General features: G+C 55.2%; 16 protein-coding genes and 1 pseudogene. 13 read left to right on the top strand and 4 right to left on the bottom strand.

The window, feature by feature from the left end; all coding sequences use genetic code 11:
• Nucleotides 1-68: 68 nt before the first annotated feature.
• From ACR0MQ_RS20960 to ACR0MQ_RS20910, 11 genes are read left to right on the top strand one after another with little or no spacing between them, the layout of a single operon-like run.
• A complete protein-coding gene (locus ACR0MQ_RS20960) occupies nt 69-1,592 on the top strand; it encodes a sugar ABC transporter ATP-binding protein (RefSeq protein ID WP_117868124.1) in 1,524 nt (507 codons plus the stop codon).
• Nucleotides 1,589-2,590, top strand: a complete 1,002-nt coding sequence (locus ACR0MQ_RS20955; RefSeq protein ID WP_050606102.1) for an ABC transporter permease — start codon at nt 1,589-1,591, stop codon at nt 2,588-2,590. Before ACR0MQ_RS20960 ends, ACR0MQ_RS20955 begins: the two co-directional genes overlap by 4 nt.
• A 1-nt stretch (nt 2,591) precedes the next feature.
• A complete protein-coding gene (locus ACR0MQ_RS20950; protein WP_319544663.1) occupies nt 2,592-3,380 on the top strand; it encodes an SDR family NAD(P)-dependent oxidoreductase in 789 nt (262 codons plus the stop codon).
• A gap of 22 nt (nt 3,381-3,402) precedes the next feature.
• Nucleotides 3,403-3,897: a lactoylglutathione lyase family protein gene (locus tag ACR0MQ_RS20945; RefSeq protein WP_319544662.1), complete on the top strand. Its 495-nt coding sequence runs from the start codon at nt 3,403-3,405 to the stop codon at nt 3,895-3,897.
• Complete coding sequence (locus ACR0MQ_RS20940; RefSeq protein WP_319544661.1) at nt 3,890-4,921, top strand: C-terminal binding protein; 1,032 nt, start codon at nt 3,890-3,892, stop codon at nt 4,919-4,921. Before ACR0MQ_RS20945 ends, ACR0MQ_RS20940 begins: the two co-directional genes overlap by 8 nt.
• A 12-nt stretch (nt 4,922-4,933) precedes the next feature.
• A complete protein-coding gene (locus ACR0MQ_RS20935; RefSeq protein ID WP_108861947.1) occupies nt 4,934-5,623 on the top strand; it encodes an RraA family protein in 690 nt (229 codons plus the stop codon).
• Nucleotides 5,604-6,524, top strand: a complete 921-nt coding sequence (locus ACR0MQ_RS20930; protein WP_319544660.1) for a 2-dehydro-3-deoxygalactonokinase — start codon at nt 5,604-5,606, stop codon at nt 6,522-6,524. Before ACR0MQ_RS20935 ends, ACR0MQ_RS20930 begins: the two co-directional genes overlap by 20 nt.
• Nucleotides 6,521-7,147 (top strand): 2-dehydro-3-deoxy-6-phosphogalactonate aldolase, encoded by a 627-nt coding sequence (locus ACR0MQ_RS20925; RefSeq protein WP_010437258.1) that lies wholly within the window; start codon nt 6,521-6,523, stop codon nt 7,145-7,147. The genes ACR0MQ_RS20930 and ACR0MQ_RS20925 overlap by 4 nt, the downstream gene beginning before the upstream one ends.
• The gene (locus ACR0MQ_RS20920) at nt 7,144-7,845 is read left to right on the top strand and encodes an SDR family NAD(P)-dependent oxidoreductase (protein WP_117868134.1); all 702 of its coding nucleotides are present in this window, start codon (nt 7,144-7,146) and stop codon (nt 7,843-7,845) included. Before ACR0MQ_RS20925 ends, ACR0MQ_RS20920 begins: the two co-directional genes overlap by 4 nt.
• A gap of 9 nt (nt 7,846-7,854) precedes the next feature.
• Nucleotides 7,855-8,373, top strand: a complete 519-nt coding sequence (locus ACR0MQ_RS20915) for a 2,4'-dihydroxyacetophenone dioxygenase family protein (protein ID WP_170596888.1) — start codon at nt 7,855-7,857, stop codon at nt 8,371-8,373.
• On the top strand, nt 8,354-8,767 hold the full coding sequence (locus ACR0MQ_RS20910) for a methylglyoxal synthase (protein WP_117868137.1): 414 nt from the start codon (nt 8,354-8,356) through the stop codon (nt 8,765-8,767). Before ACR0MQ_RS20915 ends, ACR0MQ_RS20910 begins: the two co-directional genes overlap by 20 nt.
• Nucleotides 8,768-8,791: 24 nt before the next feature.
• Here ACR0MQ_RS20910 and ACR0MQ_RS20905 read toward each other — a convergent pair whose 3' ends face one another.
• The 4 genes from ACR0MQ_RS20905 to ACR0MQ_RS20890 all read right to left on the bottom strand — a co-directional run bounded on the left by ACR0MQ_RS20905 (nt 8,792) and on the right by ACR0MQ_RS20890 (nt 12,839).
• Nucleotides 8,792-9,937, bottom strand: a complete 1,146-nt coding sequence (locus ACR0MQ_RS20905) for an alpha-hydroxy acid oxidase (protein ID WP_117868139.1) — start codon at nt 9,935-9,937, stop codon at nt 8,792-8,794.
• A gap of 45 nt (nt 9,938-9,982) precedes the next feature.
• Nucleotides 9,983-11,266, bottom strand: coding sequence for a TRAP transporter large permease (locus tag ACR0MQ_RS20900; protein ID WP_480610568.1), 1,284 nt, complete (start codon nt 11,264-11,266; stop codon nt 9,983-9,985).
• 10 nt (nt 11,267-11,276) lie between these two features.
• On the bottom strand, nt 11,277-11,762 hold the full coding sequence (locus tag ACR0MQ_RS20895; RefSeq protein WP_170347550.1) for a TRAP transporter small permease: 486 nt from the start codon (nt 11,760-11,762) through the stop codon (nt 11,277-11,279).
• A 78-nt stretch (nt 11,763-11,840) separates the two neighbouring features.
• Entirely contained in the window at nt 11,841-12,839 is a 999-nt protein-coding gene (locus ACR0MQ_RS20890) for a TRAP transporter substrate-binding protein (RefSeq protein WP_319544659.1), read from the bottom strand.
• Between the two features lie 115 nt (nt 12,840-12,954).
• Here ACR0MQ_RS20890 and ACR0MQ_RS20885 point away from each other — a divergent pair, with 115 nt between their 5' ends.
• The gene (locus ACR0MQ_RS20885) at nt 12,955-13,626 is read left to right on the top strand and encodes a GntR family transcriptional regulator (protein WP_170596893.1); all 672 of its coding nucleotides are present in this window, start codon (nt 12,955-12,957) and stop codon (nt 13,624-13,626) included.
• A gap of 66 nt (nt 13,627-13,692) precedes the next feature.
• Nucleotides 13,693-13,764: pseudogene (locus ACR0MQ_RS20880) on the top strand (IS6 family transposase); the annotation flags it as partial.
• Nucleotides 13,765-13,850: the final 86 nt, after the last annotated feature.

Genomic DNA, 13,850 nt, shown 5'->3' with positions numbered 1-13,850 from the left:
CCGGTGGCGCGTGCGCGTGCTGCCGGGTCGCAAACCGACCGAGTTTCACTTTTGTCGAGGCAATCGCAATGACACCCGCAACGCCACTTTGGGAGTTTGTCGATATCACCAAGGCCTATCCTGGGGTACTGGCGAATGACAAGGTCAGTATCCGGCTTATGCCCGGTTCCATTCATGGGCTGCTGGGTGAAAACGGCTGTGGCAAGTCGACTATGATCAAGACACTGTCCGGCGTGCAGCAACCCGATAGCGGTCAAATCCTGCACAATGGCAAGCCGGTCACGATCAGCGACCCGCAGGCGGCACGTGAACTGGGCGTCGCAACAGTTTTTCAGGAATTCTCTATCGTGCCCACCTTGTCGGTTGGCGAAAACATCTTCCTTGGCAATATGCCTCGGTCCCGCTTTGGCGTGATCGACTGGGCCAAGGTCCACAACGAAGCCGCGCGCGTTTTGGCGGAAATGGATGTCGATGTTTCTCCCGAAACGATCACCGGCTCGCTATCGGTAGGCGAGCAACAACTGGTCGAGATCGCGAAAGCCGTCGCGATGGACGCCCGCATGATCATCCTGGATGAGCCAACGGCGGCATTGGGTGAAGATGAAATTGAACGCCTGCACCAGTTACTGCGCAATATGCGTGAACGCGGAACCGCTATTCTCTATGTGTCGCACAGGCTGGATGAGGTTGAACGGATCGTTGATGAAGTGACGATCCTGCGCAACGGCTGTGTTGTGCGTGCAAGTGGCGAGACCAAGATCAACGTCTCTGAAATTGTCAGCGCAATGGTCGGTGAGGACATTGGTGAGCACTATCCCAAGGAGCAGAACGCGACCAAGGATGTTGTGCTGGAAGCGGCAGGTCTGGGCACCAATTCGGGCGTGAAAGATGTATCGTTCTCGTTGCACCGGGGTGAAGTTCTGGGCTTGGGTGGTGTATTGGGCAGTGGCCGCACAGAGATTGCCCGCGCCCTATTCGGGACAGATGAGCTAACCGCCGGGCAGATATCACTGAACGGCAAACCGGTTCGCTTTCGCCGGGAAATTGATGCGATCCGTGCGGGTTTGGCTCTTGTTCCAGAGAACCGAAAGTTTGACGGGTTGTTCTTCAATTTCCGCGCAAGCGGGAACGTAACCGCAGCCTCCCTCGGCGGGCTTAGTCGGTTCGGCGTGTTGAATCTCAAGGCGGAAGAGCAAGCTACCCATGACCTGATCCGCGATTTGGAAATCTCGACCCAGGCTGAGGAAAAGACGGTCAACTTCTTGTCTGGTGGTAATCAGCAGAAGATCGTGATTGCACGTTGGCTGTTCTCAGCTTCTGACATCCTGATCCTTGATGAACCGACGCAAGGGATCGATATCGGCGCTAAGATCGCTGTTTACAAGCTGATTAACAGGCTCACGCGGGCGGGAAAATCGATCATTCTGATCAGTTCAGACCATGATGAGTTGCTTGCGATGAGCGATCGAATTGCCGTCGTGCAGCACGGAACGATAGTGCGCACGGTCGATGCATCCGACCTTACTCATGACGACCTTGTGCGCGCATCCGCCGACACTCCTCAATCCAAGCCTAAGGAGGCTTTCGCATGAAGCGGATCTTTGACACCCAGTTGATCGGACCATTTGCAGCAATGGTGATCGTCGCACTGATCGTGGCACTTACGACGGAACGCTTCCTGAACCCGGGTAACCTTTCAAACCTGTCCCTACAGGTAAGCATCGTGGCCTTGATCGCAATCGGGTCTACTATCGTGATCTTCGCTGCGGGCATCGATCTGAGTTCCGGGTCTATGGTGGCGTTGCTGACCATGATCCTTGCGCAGATGTTGAAATTTGTTGGCATTCCACTGGTACTGGCATTGCCACTCATTCTTCTCATGGGCGGATTGCTTGGTCTGTTCATTGGGCTGATAACAGCCTACGGGCGTATCCCGTCTTTCATCACAACATTGGCAGCGTTGATTGCCTTCAGGGGCCTTGCGCTGACCTTCAACAATGGATCGCCGATCTTTTCGCTGGATCCGGCGCTGGAGCCAATATTTTACGGCAAGCTGTTCGGCGTTCCGATGCCTTTCTTCTACCTAGTGTTCTTCTACGTCCTTGCCGCGTTCACTATGAACTTCACGAAACTCGGCCGTGAGATCTATGCCGTGGGTGGCAACCCAGCCGCTGCCGTTCTGACGGGCATCAACGTACGTAAAGTTCAGACGACGACATTTGTCATCGCAGGTTTCATGACTGCGGTTGGTGCGATCCTGATGTCAGCGCGCCTCAACTCTGGTTCGCCCAACTATGGCCAGACGCTGGAACTGCAGGCCATTGCCGCTGCTGTTGTCGGCGGAGCCAGCCTTGCAGGCGGCCGCGGCAACATCCTCGCCACGCTGATGGGGGCGATGACAATCGTTATCGTCCAGAATGGTTTGAACCTGAACGCTGCGCCATCTTCGGTTCAGAACATCGTGCTGGGCCTGATCATTCTGTTGGCCGTCGGTATAGACATGTGGCGCGCGGAAATTTCGGGCTTGATGGGTCGAATGTTCGGTCGCCCTTCATCGCAGCAGTCATCTAACGTTAAGAAGGAGGCCTGAGATGGATCTGGGGCTCAAAAATAAGCTGGTTCTGGTGACTGGCTCAGGTTCCGGCATCGGCAAAGCCACTGCCCGGGTCTACCTGGAAGAGGGCGCGCGGGTCATCGTGCATGGCCTGACCGAGGCGGAAGTGTCCGACTGCGTCGACGACCTATCATCTCTGGGCGACGTTGAGGGCATTGCGGCCGACCTAACCAAGACCTCAGATGCAGAAACACTGGCGGATTTTGCGCGAGCTCGCGGTGCCGTAGACGTTCTGGTGAATAATGTCGGCATCTTTTCGGTTAAGCCTTTTGAGGATCTCACGGATGACGACTGGATGCATTACTTCAACATCAATGTCCTGTCCGCCGTTCGGATGAGCCGCATTTTCCTGCCTGACATGCTTGGCCGGGATAAGGGATCTATCATCAACATGGCCAGCGAAGCGGCAGTGAAACCGCTCCCTCAGATGGTGCATTATTCAGTCACTAAAACTGCCATGTTAGGTCTGACACGTGGCATGGCAGAATTGACAAAGGGGACAAAAGTCCGGGTTAACTCGATCCTGCCTGGTCCAACCTGGACCGAAGGTGTCGAAGCCTATTTTGACGGCCTCGCCGATCAAAAGGGTGAGCCGCTCGATACGATCGTCGACAATTACTTCAAATCAGATGAGCCCACATCGCTCATACAACGCTTTGTCCAACCAGACGAAGTCGCCCGCATGATCGTCACGATCTCTGCAAGCACAGCCTCCAATGGTTCTGCGCACCGGATCGAAGGCGGCATCGTTCGCAACATTCTTTAACTTCTAACTGGAGGAGCCCTACATGGCCGCTCTCACTTTCTCTCACATCGGCATCACAGTTCCCGACCTGGAAAAAGCCGTGGAGTTTTATTCCAAGGCATTTGGCCTCTACGTGCTGATGGAACCTACTGAAATCCTGCATGACGAAAGCGCCATCGGTCAGATGTGCGATGATGTATTTGGGGAAGGTTGGGGAAGCTTCCGCATCGCGCATTTGTCGATGGGCGACGGTGTTGGCATCGAATTGTTTGAGTTCCCGAAGACCGTCGAAGAAGAACGCCCGTTTGAATATTGGCGGCGTGGCTTGTTTCATTTCTGCGTACAGGACGAGGATCTGGAAGGCCGCGTCAAGGTTATCGAACATCTGGGCGGGCGCCAGCGCATGAGCCAAGTGCGCAAGTATTACCCAGGTGAAAAGCCCTATCGCATGGTCTATATGGAAGACCCTTTTGGCAACATTTTCGAGCTCTATAGCCACTCGTACGAATTGACGTATTCGGCGGGTGCTTATGACTGATCGCGCCGCCTTTCCCCCCAGAACGGACAAACCCAAGGTCGTGATCACCGATTACGACTTTGGTGATGTTGCCGTTGAGACGGAAATCCTGGAAGCCGCAGGAGCCGAGGTGATTGCGCTTCAGGCCAAGTGTCAGGAAGACCTGTTCGATGTCGCGCCGCATTGCGCAGCGATGATGAACCAATATGCCCGGATCGGGAAAGAAACGATCACACGGATGCGAAACTGCGAGGTCATCGCGCGCTATGGCGTAGGCGTGGATATCGTGGATGTCGGCACGGCGACGGAAAAAGGTATCCTCGTCACCAATGTGCAAAACTATTGCACCGAGGAGGTCGCCGATCATGCGATTGCCCTTTGGTTGACCCTGGCGCGCAAGTTGCCTGACTATGATCGGGCCACTCATGCAGGGATCTGGAAATGGCAAAGCGGGCAGCCGGTCTACCGTTTGCGCGGGCGGACGATGGGTGTCGTATCGCTGGGTAAAATCGGGCAAGCCATCGTGGCGCGGGCGCAATCTTTCGGGGTTACGGTCATCGCCTACGACCCGTATTTGCCAAGAGAAGTCGCGGCAAAGATTGGGGTCGAGCTGGTGAGCAAGCCCGAATTGCTGGCAAGGTCCGACTATATCCTGATGCAGGCACCGATGACGCCGAACACGCATCACTTTTTGTCGGATGCCGAATTCTCGGTCATGAAACCCGGTGCGATACTCGTGAACACCGGACGCGGACCAACGGTCGACAACAAAGCCCTATTCCGGGCGCTGACCGAAGGCCATCTGGCCGCTGCAGGGCTCGACGACCCCGAAGAAGAGCCGGCCAAGCGCGCCAACTGGACGCCTAATGACAACCCGTTGTTCACACTGCCCAACGTGCTCGTAACGCCACATGCGGCCTACTATTCCGAGGAATCCATACACGCAGCGCGGGTCACCGCGGCCACTCAGGTGGCCAAGGTCCTGACAGGGCAAAACCCCGACTATACCGTCAATGCCGACGCATTGGCCGTATCTACCGCATAACAGGAGACAAGAATGCCAGACGTCAGCACGGACCTCAGGGTTTTCAATGATTTTGAGAGAAACCCGGAACTTCTCAAAAAATTCGACAAGGTGTTGGAGGCGTACTCTGCCGCTGCCATTTTTGCGGATGTGCAGTACCGAACAGGCGTGATGGACAGCGCCATCAAACCCGCTTTCCGCGCCAAGGTTACAGGCCAAGCCGTGACGGTTCAGCTTTCAAAAGGCGACCTGGTCGACCCATTGCGAGCGCTTGAAATGGGACAACCCGGGGACGTGATCGTTGTGGACGCGGGCGGAGATCGTCAAACGTCGGTCTGCGGCGGTTTGATGGGTGGTCTGGCCAAGAACCGTGGCATTCGCGGTATGATCGTCGATGGCACTGGGCGCGACACAGATGAGTTGGAAGACATCAACTGGCCAATCTGGACGCGCGCGATCACGCCGCGCGGAACGCACACGATGTTCTCGGAACGTAAAGAAGAACTTTCGATTAATGTGCCCATTGCCTGTGGGGGCGTCGTCGTAAACCCCGGAGATTTCATCGTAGCTGATCTTATGGGCGTCGTTGTGGTTCCACAGGAAATTGCCGAAGAAACCGTGCGCCTTGCCCAAGAGCAGGCTGACCGTGAAGAGGAAACCCGTAAATGGGTGGCCCAAGGCAAAACCGTTGAGGATCTGCTGAATGAATTCGGTCGCATCTGAGCCAGCGCTGATCGGCGTAGATTGGGGCACGTCATCGTTCCGTGCATTTCTAATCGGTGCGGAGGGCGAGGTGATCGATGGGGTCTCGTCGCCTGAAGGCATCATGCAGGTTGCGGGGCAAACCTTTGACGCGGTCCTTGATCGTCTCATCGGCCCTTGGGTCTCCAACACTAACCTGCCGATCCTGGCATCCGGCATGATCACCAGCCGCAATGGCTGGGTCGAAACGCAATATGCCGAAATGCCGCTGGGTGCTGGCGGTCTGGCGCGGGCGTTGGTCCCCCACGAAGCGGCCAACGGAGCGCGCATTCACTTTGTGACTGGTGCGTCGACAGAACATGCCGGAGGACCCGACGTAATGCGCGGCGAGGAGACCCAGATTATCGGGGCATCTTCGCTCGGTTTAAGCGAAGGTATGTTCGTGATGCCGGGAACGCACAGCAAATGGGTTCAAGTTGCGGATGGGAAGATCGTGGATTTCTCGACCTACATGACAGGTGAGATCTTTTCGGCGCTGAAAGAACACACGATCCTTGGCACCTTGATGAAAGAGGACGCCTTCAGCGAAGTCGCCTTCGTGATGGGCGTCAAGGCGGGCCTCAGTGGTGAGTCGAACCTGCTGCACAGCCTGTTTCACGTTCGGACGCTTCCTCTCATGGGTAAAATCCCAAAGGTTGCCACGGCCGACTACTTGTCGGGCTTGTTGATCGGGACCGAGGTTGCTGCCGCGACCGGCGCATTAGAAGACGTCGGCACGATCACTGTTGTTGGACGAAGTGATTTGTCTGACCGATACGAAATAGCGCTTCGAACTGCTGGTTTCGACAGCCGTCGCGCGCCTGACGATATCGTTGCGAAAGGGCATTTTCTGATTGCTCGCGCTGCGGGGTTGGTCGGATGATTGACCTCACCGCAGCTCTTGCCGAGAACCCGCTAATTGCGATTTTGCGGGGGCTGGCACCAGAAAATGCGCGCCCGGTGTCTGATGTACTCTTCGATGCCGGGTTTCGGATAATCGAAGTACCGCTCAACTCACCGGACCCGCTGGAATCGATAGGGCAGATCGCCGTGAAACATGGCGCTCAGACCATCGTCGGCGCTGGCACAGTGTTGACTGTGGATCAGGTCGCGGCGGTTGCTGATGCAGGCGGGCGTATCATCGTGTCGCCCAATATGAACCCGGACGTCGGGCGCGCGGCTGTCGCTCGGGATCTTTATTGGTGTCCAGGAGTCATGACCCCCTCCGAGGCCTTTACGGCGTTGGATATCGGAGCATCGGTCCTCAAATTCTTTCCGGCGGAAATGGTGCCGCCAGCTGCCATTTCTGCCATGCGCGCCGTATTGCCTGCAGACGCAGTCGTCGCTGCGGTAGGGGGCATAACGCCGGATACGATGGCGCCGTATCATGCCGCGGGTGTAGATGGATATGGGCTGGGATCCGCACTGTTCAAACCGAGCTATACATTGGATGATATCGGCAGGCGCGCGCGCGCCTTCACCAGTGTATTGGAGGAACTTGGATGAAACAGGCCTTTGTAACGGGCGGTACGCGAGGGATTGGTGCGGGTGTTGCACGGTCGTTGGCAGACGCAGGTTGGTCCGTCATTGCCGCATCCGCCTCCCAATCCGAATTGGATGCATTCGAGCCTCGGGACGGGTTAAAGGTGCAGCTCTTGGATGTCACCGACCAGACGTCCATCAATGATGTATTCGGCGAACTCACGGGTCTCGATGCCTTGGTGAACTGCGCAGGTATTCTTTTGCGTGGCGAAGAATATGACATCGACGTCTTCGCCAAGGTGCTCGATGTGAATCTGACTGGCACCATGCGCTGCTGTCTTGCCGCGCATCCATTGTTGGCTGAAGCGAGCGGGGCCATCGTCAACACCGCCTCTATGCTCAGTACCTTTGGTGGGCCTTTGGTTCCGGCGTATTCCGCTTCTAAGGGCGGCGTGGCACAGTTGACCAAGGCGCTCGCAGGTCGCTGGGCCGAAGACGGTATCCGGGTCAATGCCATCGCGCCGGGTTGGATTGAGACAGAGATGACCCAGGGCCTCCGGGAAGACCCTGAACGAACAGCGGGGATCATGGCGCGTACGCCAATGAAGCGCTGGGGGAAACCCGAAGAAGTCGGTGCGCTTGTGCAATGGCTTTTGAGTGAAAACGCCAGTTTTGTGACCGGATCGATCTATCCGGTCGACGGCGGCTATCTCGCTATGTGAGGAAAATCTATGAATGACGATGACACCGCCCGAATGCCATATCAATTGCCATTCCCCAAGGATGCGCAAGACGAGATCGTGATCCCGAATGCCATGAGTGAGGACGACAGACTGTGGGTTCCGCAGGCAGAGAACGTCTGGTTCCGACCGCTCTGCCTGAACCGCTCGCAAGGTTATTGGATGAACCTTCTCAAAGTACGCAAAGCTGGTGTTCTTTCGCGGCACCGCCATCCACAGCCAGTCCACGGCTTCGTCCTGAAAGGGCGCTGGCATTATCTGGAACATGATTGGGTTGCGGAAGAAGGGGGATATGTCTTTGAGCCGCCGGGTGAGACTCATACCTTGGTCGTTCCCGACGATGTCGAAGAGATGGTAACCTATTTCCAGGTCAATGGCGTGATGTGCTATGTTGATCCGTGGGGCGAGGTTACTGGCTACGAAGATGTCTTTACCAAGATTGATCTGTGCCGAAAACACTTCGCGGAAGTCGGTCTTGGAGAAGATTACGTTGAACAGTTCATCCGGTGATGCGCCGCGTTTCGCCCTCGTAGCCCATGATGCGCGAAAGGACGAAATCGTTGAATGGGTGGGTCTGCAATTGGCCCGCCTGTCCAGAGTACAAATCTTTTCGACAGGGACCACCGGCAGCCGCATTAAGCAAGCCTATCCACAACTGGATGTGACCTGCCTAAAAAGCGGACCACTCGGAGGCGACCAACAGATCGGCGCTATGATCTGCGAAGAGAAACTGGATGCATTGATTTTCTTTGTCGACCCTCTCTCACCCATGCCACATGACGTCGACGTTAAGGCTCTGACCCGTCTCGCAACGGTATATGATCTGCCAATGGCATGTTCGCGCTCAACTGCGGATCTGATCGTCAAGGGGCTGATTGACGAGGATGAAAACGCGCCTGCGTGATACGCCACGCGCCGCAAGCGCCGATCAGCTGGTTCTCAGAAGGTGCTCTGCCAGACTGCCGAGGTTTTCGCTACCAAGCTGGCTCATGTTGGCCTCAATGTCAGCTTTCAGGATGTGAACGAGATGGTCGATCCCTCGTGCTCCGAACGCTGCAACAGCATATTGAAAGGCGCGCCCGACCATGACGAAATCTGCACCTTTCGCAAGGGCACGCATGATGTCCAATCCCCAGGCAACGCCAGAGTCGTAGATCAGTGGCACATCTATACCGACCGCCTCGCGGATGTTCGGGAGTTGGTCAATCACGGCGGGCCCGGCTTCGAATTGACGCCCGGAGTGGTTTGAGACCCAGATGCAATCCACGCCTTCGGCCACCATTTTTTGCGCGTCCTCCGGCCGCAGGACACCCTTGACGATCAGGTGGCCCTCCCATTCCTGCCGCAGTTCGCGCAGGTAGTCCCAATCTGGAATCCCACGGATCAGAGCGCCTGCATGAGTAAAGCTTTCTCGCCCACGCGCGGGGACGTAATCGTCAAAGAACCGCATACGTGGCATGATGCCCTCGCGCAGATGCGCAAGACACCAGGCGGGTCGTGACGCCATTTCTGTCAGCGTGCGCAGGTCAGCTTTTGGAGGCACGGTCAAGTTGGCGCGGCGTTGTCGTTCGCGCCGGCTTTCTTCTGGTACGTCCACCGTGATGATCAGCGTATGAAATCCCGCTGCCTTAATCCTCGGCAGCATGGCGCGACGCAGATCGCCGGAGTTCACCGGGTAATGCTGAAACCATCCGTTTTTTCCAATGTAAGGTGCCACATCCTCCGGTGAAGCAACCGCCACGCTGGACAACGAAAACGGAATATTGTGAGCAACCGCAGCCTTTGCAAGCATCCGCTCTGCTCCTGCCCACATCAGGCCGGACATACCTACCGGTGCTATCCCGAATGGCAGATCGTAAGTTCTACCCATCAATGTAGTCTGTAGGTCGGCCTTTGTTCGGCCGCATAGTACACGCGGCATGAATCCGATGGCGTCAAGTGCGTCCCGGTTGACCTTCAACCCCAGCTCCCGGCCGGTCGCGCTGTCGAGGTATTCGAAGGCAAACTTCGGAATGCGCTTTTGTGCGGTTTTCCGAAGGTCTTCTATCGACGGGTGGGAAAGGTCCAGATCCATCCGGGTCCTCTGTTCTTTGTCTAACGTTTGAAGCTCCTCAGTCGGTCACCAAAGGGATGGCAGGGCCAAGGAAATTGCGGGCACATAGGTGATGAACATCAACAAGATCAGCATGCCGACAAAGAATGGCAGGATCGCCCGGCTGAGGCTTTCGATGGAAACCTTCGAAATGGTACTGGCCACGAACAGGGTCACACCCAATGGCGGTGTGCAGAACCCAATGGCCAGGTTGACCGTCAAGATGACACCAAAAACGATCGGATCGACACCCAGCGCGGTTGCAACCGGCAGCAGGATCGGCGTCATGATGATGATCGACGAAATCGTCTCCATGAACATGCCGATCACCAACAACAGCAGATTGATCAGCAACAGGATGATGATTGGGTTGTCGGACAGGCTGGTGATCGTTGTTGCGAGCTCTGTCGGGATTCTTGCGAGCGTGATCAACCTGCCAAAGGCGGTCGCCATGATCACCAATATCAGAATGGTCCCGCTGGTCTTTGCACTGCCCGCCAAAACCTCTGGCAGGTCCTTGAGGGTGATGTCGCCATAGACGAATATGCCGATGAAAGCGGCATAGACTACGGCCACGGCACCGGCTTCGGTTGGGGTGAAGATACCGCTGTAGATGCCCCCAAGGATAATTACCGGCACCAATAGCGCCCAGATGGAAGACCGGAAGCTCTGCCAGACGCCCGGGCCTGAGAACGTAGTCGTCGATTGCTGCACAACCTCGTCCTTTCGCAGCAGAACACGAGCGACCAACATGAACATTAGGGCAAAAAGGATGCCAGGAACAACGCCTGCAAGAAACAGTTTGCCGATCGAAACCTCGGCAGTAACACCATAGATGATGAAGGGAATACTTGGCGGGATCATTACACCGATCATTCCTGAGGATGCTGTCAATGCGCCGCTGAATTTGCGCGTATAGCCGACCTTTTCCATCTCTGGGATCATGTTCGACCCGATGGCGGCTACGGTCGCAGGAGATGAGCCGGATATGGCTGCAAAAAACACACAGGCGAGCACGTTCACATAAGCCAGCCCACCCCGGATATGACCGATCAGCGCATTGGCAAATCCAACCAGTCGGCGAGACATTCCGCCGTGTTGCATCAGGTCGCCTGCCAATATGAACAGAGGGACAGCAATTAGAGGAAAGGAGTCCGCGCCTGTTACCACCGACCGTGCCAGAAGAACCATGGGTGGTGTGCCATCTACAAAGACCATCACGATCATAGTGGCCAAGCCCAGACAGATGCCAATAGGCACGCTGAAGAGCAACAGGGCAAAGAGCGTCAAGAAAAGCGTTGTTGCAAGCATGCAGGGTTCCTCACGCTTTGGTTCCTGCGATCAGACGCAGGGTTCGGAACAGATGTTGAGTGACGCGGATCGCGGACAGGCCCGCGCCAATCGGCGCCGAAGCATAAAGGATCGGAATCGGTAGCCCCAAAACGACCGAAGTCTGGCTGGCGACAAAAGGCTGTCGGATAAGCTTGATGCATTCAATTGTCAGAACGATCAGAAATCCAAGGACAAGAAGCGCGATCACAACATCCGCGTAAAGCCTTGCGCGCTCGCTTAGGACATCACGCAGGACCGTGATACGCACATGATCGCCTGTGTGGAATGCATAGCTGACACCAAGCCAGACAAACCATACAAACAGCCAAAGCGTTAGCTCTTCGCCCCATGAAAGAGAGGCATTCAGAATGTAGCGCATGAACACATTGCCAAAGATCAACAAGACAATCGCGGCCAAAAGTGCACTGGCTAAGACCTTTTCGGCATTCATATCGATCCATTTGATAACCGACACCGTTCACCTCCCCTTGAACGAAAGGGGCACCCGAACCTTAATGGCACGGGTGCCCGTATTGGCTGAGTAGTCCGAGGGTCAGCTTCCGCTCGCTGCGGAAACCGCTGCTACCCAGTCGTCATAGGCTTCGGCGCCAACCTCGTCGCGATACTGCAGACGGACGCTTTCGGTTTTTTCTGCAAAGGCTTGTCGCTGCTCGGCAGTCAGTTCCAGAATCTCGACACCAGCAGCACGGATCTGTTCCAGCTGTTCCGCATCTTCGCTTGCGACCAGTTCCGCCTGATAGTCACGTGCGGCGGCCATCGAGTCCCGCACCAGTTGCTGATGCTCTGCGGACAGCGAGTCAAAGAACGGTTTGGAGATGACGGGCATATAGACCGCAAAGACATGGCCCGTGGTCGAAAGGTATTTCTGCACCTCGTAGAAACGCTGTGATGTAATGATCGCCAGGGGGTTTTCCTGGCCGTCGATCACGCCTTGCTGGAGAGCAGAATAGACCTCACCAAAGTTCATTGGCGTCGGGTTGGCCCCGAGCGTCTCGAAAGTCGCCACATGCGCCGGAACCTTCATAGTACGCAGCTTAACACCCTCAAGATCTGCGGGGGTTGCAACCGGACGGACATTGTTGGTCACATTGCGTACACCCAATTCAAGCCAGCCAAGACCTACCAATCCCTGGTTTTCGACCCGTGCAAGCATGCCATCACCAGCATCACCATCAAGAACATCAAAGGCGATGTCCTTGGAGGAATACATGTAGGGCAGTTCAATTACTGCAAAAGCCGGATCCCAGCCCGCGAAGAAAGAGGAAGGAGGAATGGCCATTTCCAGAACGCCGGTTTGAACACCTTCGATCATTTCGCGATCAGGGCCCATCTGCGACGAAGGGAATATCTGTACGTCGATCTCACCATTCGAGCCAGCTTCGACCAGTTCTTCAAATTTCAGTAGCGCGCGATGCATATGAAACGCTTCTGCTGCGCCATGCCCAACCTTAATGACTGTTTCAGCGGATGCTGCAAAAGCAAGCCCGGCTGACATGACGACGCCAAGCGCCAATGTTGATTTCTTGAACAAGGTTTCCTCCCATGGATTTATTTTTTCGATCTATTATCTGAGATATCAGATATAATATAGAAATCAAGCTTACTTGTGCTATTGTGTTAGAGAGACGAAATAGGACGAAGTGAAAATGACCGAGATTTTGCAGATTAAGCGACCGGATTCTTTGAGTAAAACTGCTGAAGAGCATATACGAAAAGGCATTATCAATGGCACGTTTCAATTGGGTGAATCGTTACCGGAAGTGAAGCTGTCAAATGCCATGGGCATCAGCAAAACTCCGATTCGCGAAGCGCTATCGGCTTTGAATCTTCAGGGGCTCGTTCAGATCTTTCCTCATCGAGGAGCGTTTGTATTCTCTCTTTCTCAAGAGGACGTGGTGCAGCTTTGCCAGTATCGGCTCATCCTAGAATCTGCAGCTTTGGAGCAGGCGCTTGAAAAGAACCCGTCGGTTCTGATCAATGAGCTGGCTACAATTGTTTCTAAGATGTCAGAAGCGCAGGAAGCGGATGAATTCGAGCAGTATTTGGAACTTGACGCCGAGTTTCACGACGCGTTTTTCAGGTCCTGCGGAAACAGTTATCTGCGGGATGGATATCAAAAAGTCAGTGATATCGTCCAAACTATGCGGACACATCTGTCCAAGCGTTCCAATCGAACGAAGAAATCTTACAAGGAACATCAAGCGATCACATCGCTATTGGGCGAGGGTAAAGTAAAAGCAGCAACGAACACCCTCAAACGTCAAATCACTCGCGGTGAGCGTTCTTATTCCGATTTGGTTGGTCTGAAGCAAGTATAGTTGTTCTGCCATCTGGGTCTTGTCAGAAGAACTTTGCTTGAGCGGGGCAGGGCGGTTGCGTAGCTTTTGCCCATGATCAGGCCTGCCTCTTTTAAGTACTTCAAAACCAGTCCCGAGATCATCCGCCTTGCGGGGATGTGTCGCAAACTTTTGGGACGGTCAGAGTTAGCGACTTACTGGACGCACTCATCCTGCGATCTCTGCAAATAGCCGAAAGCCAGATG

The sequence above is a fragment of the Ruegeria sp. AN6 genome (genome assembly GCF_056540425.1).
Note: the sequence above shows the minus strand (reverse complement) of the source record. Positions and strands in the feature narration are given on the sequence as shown.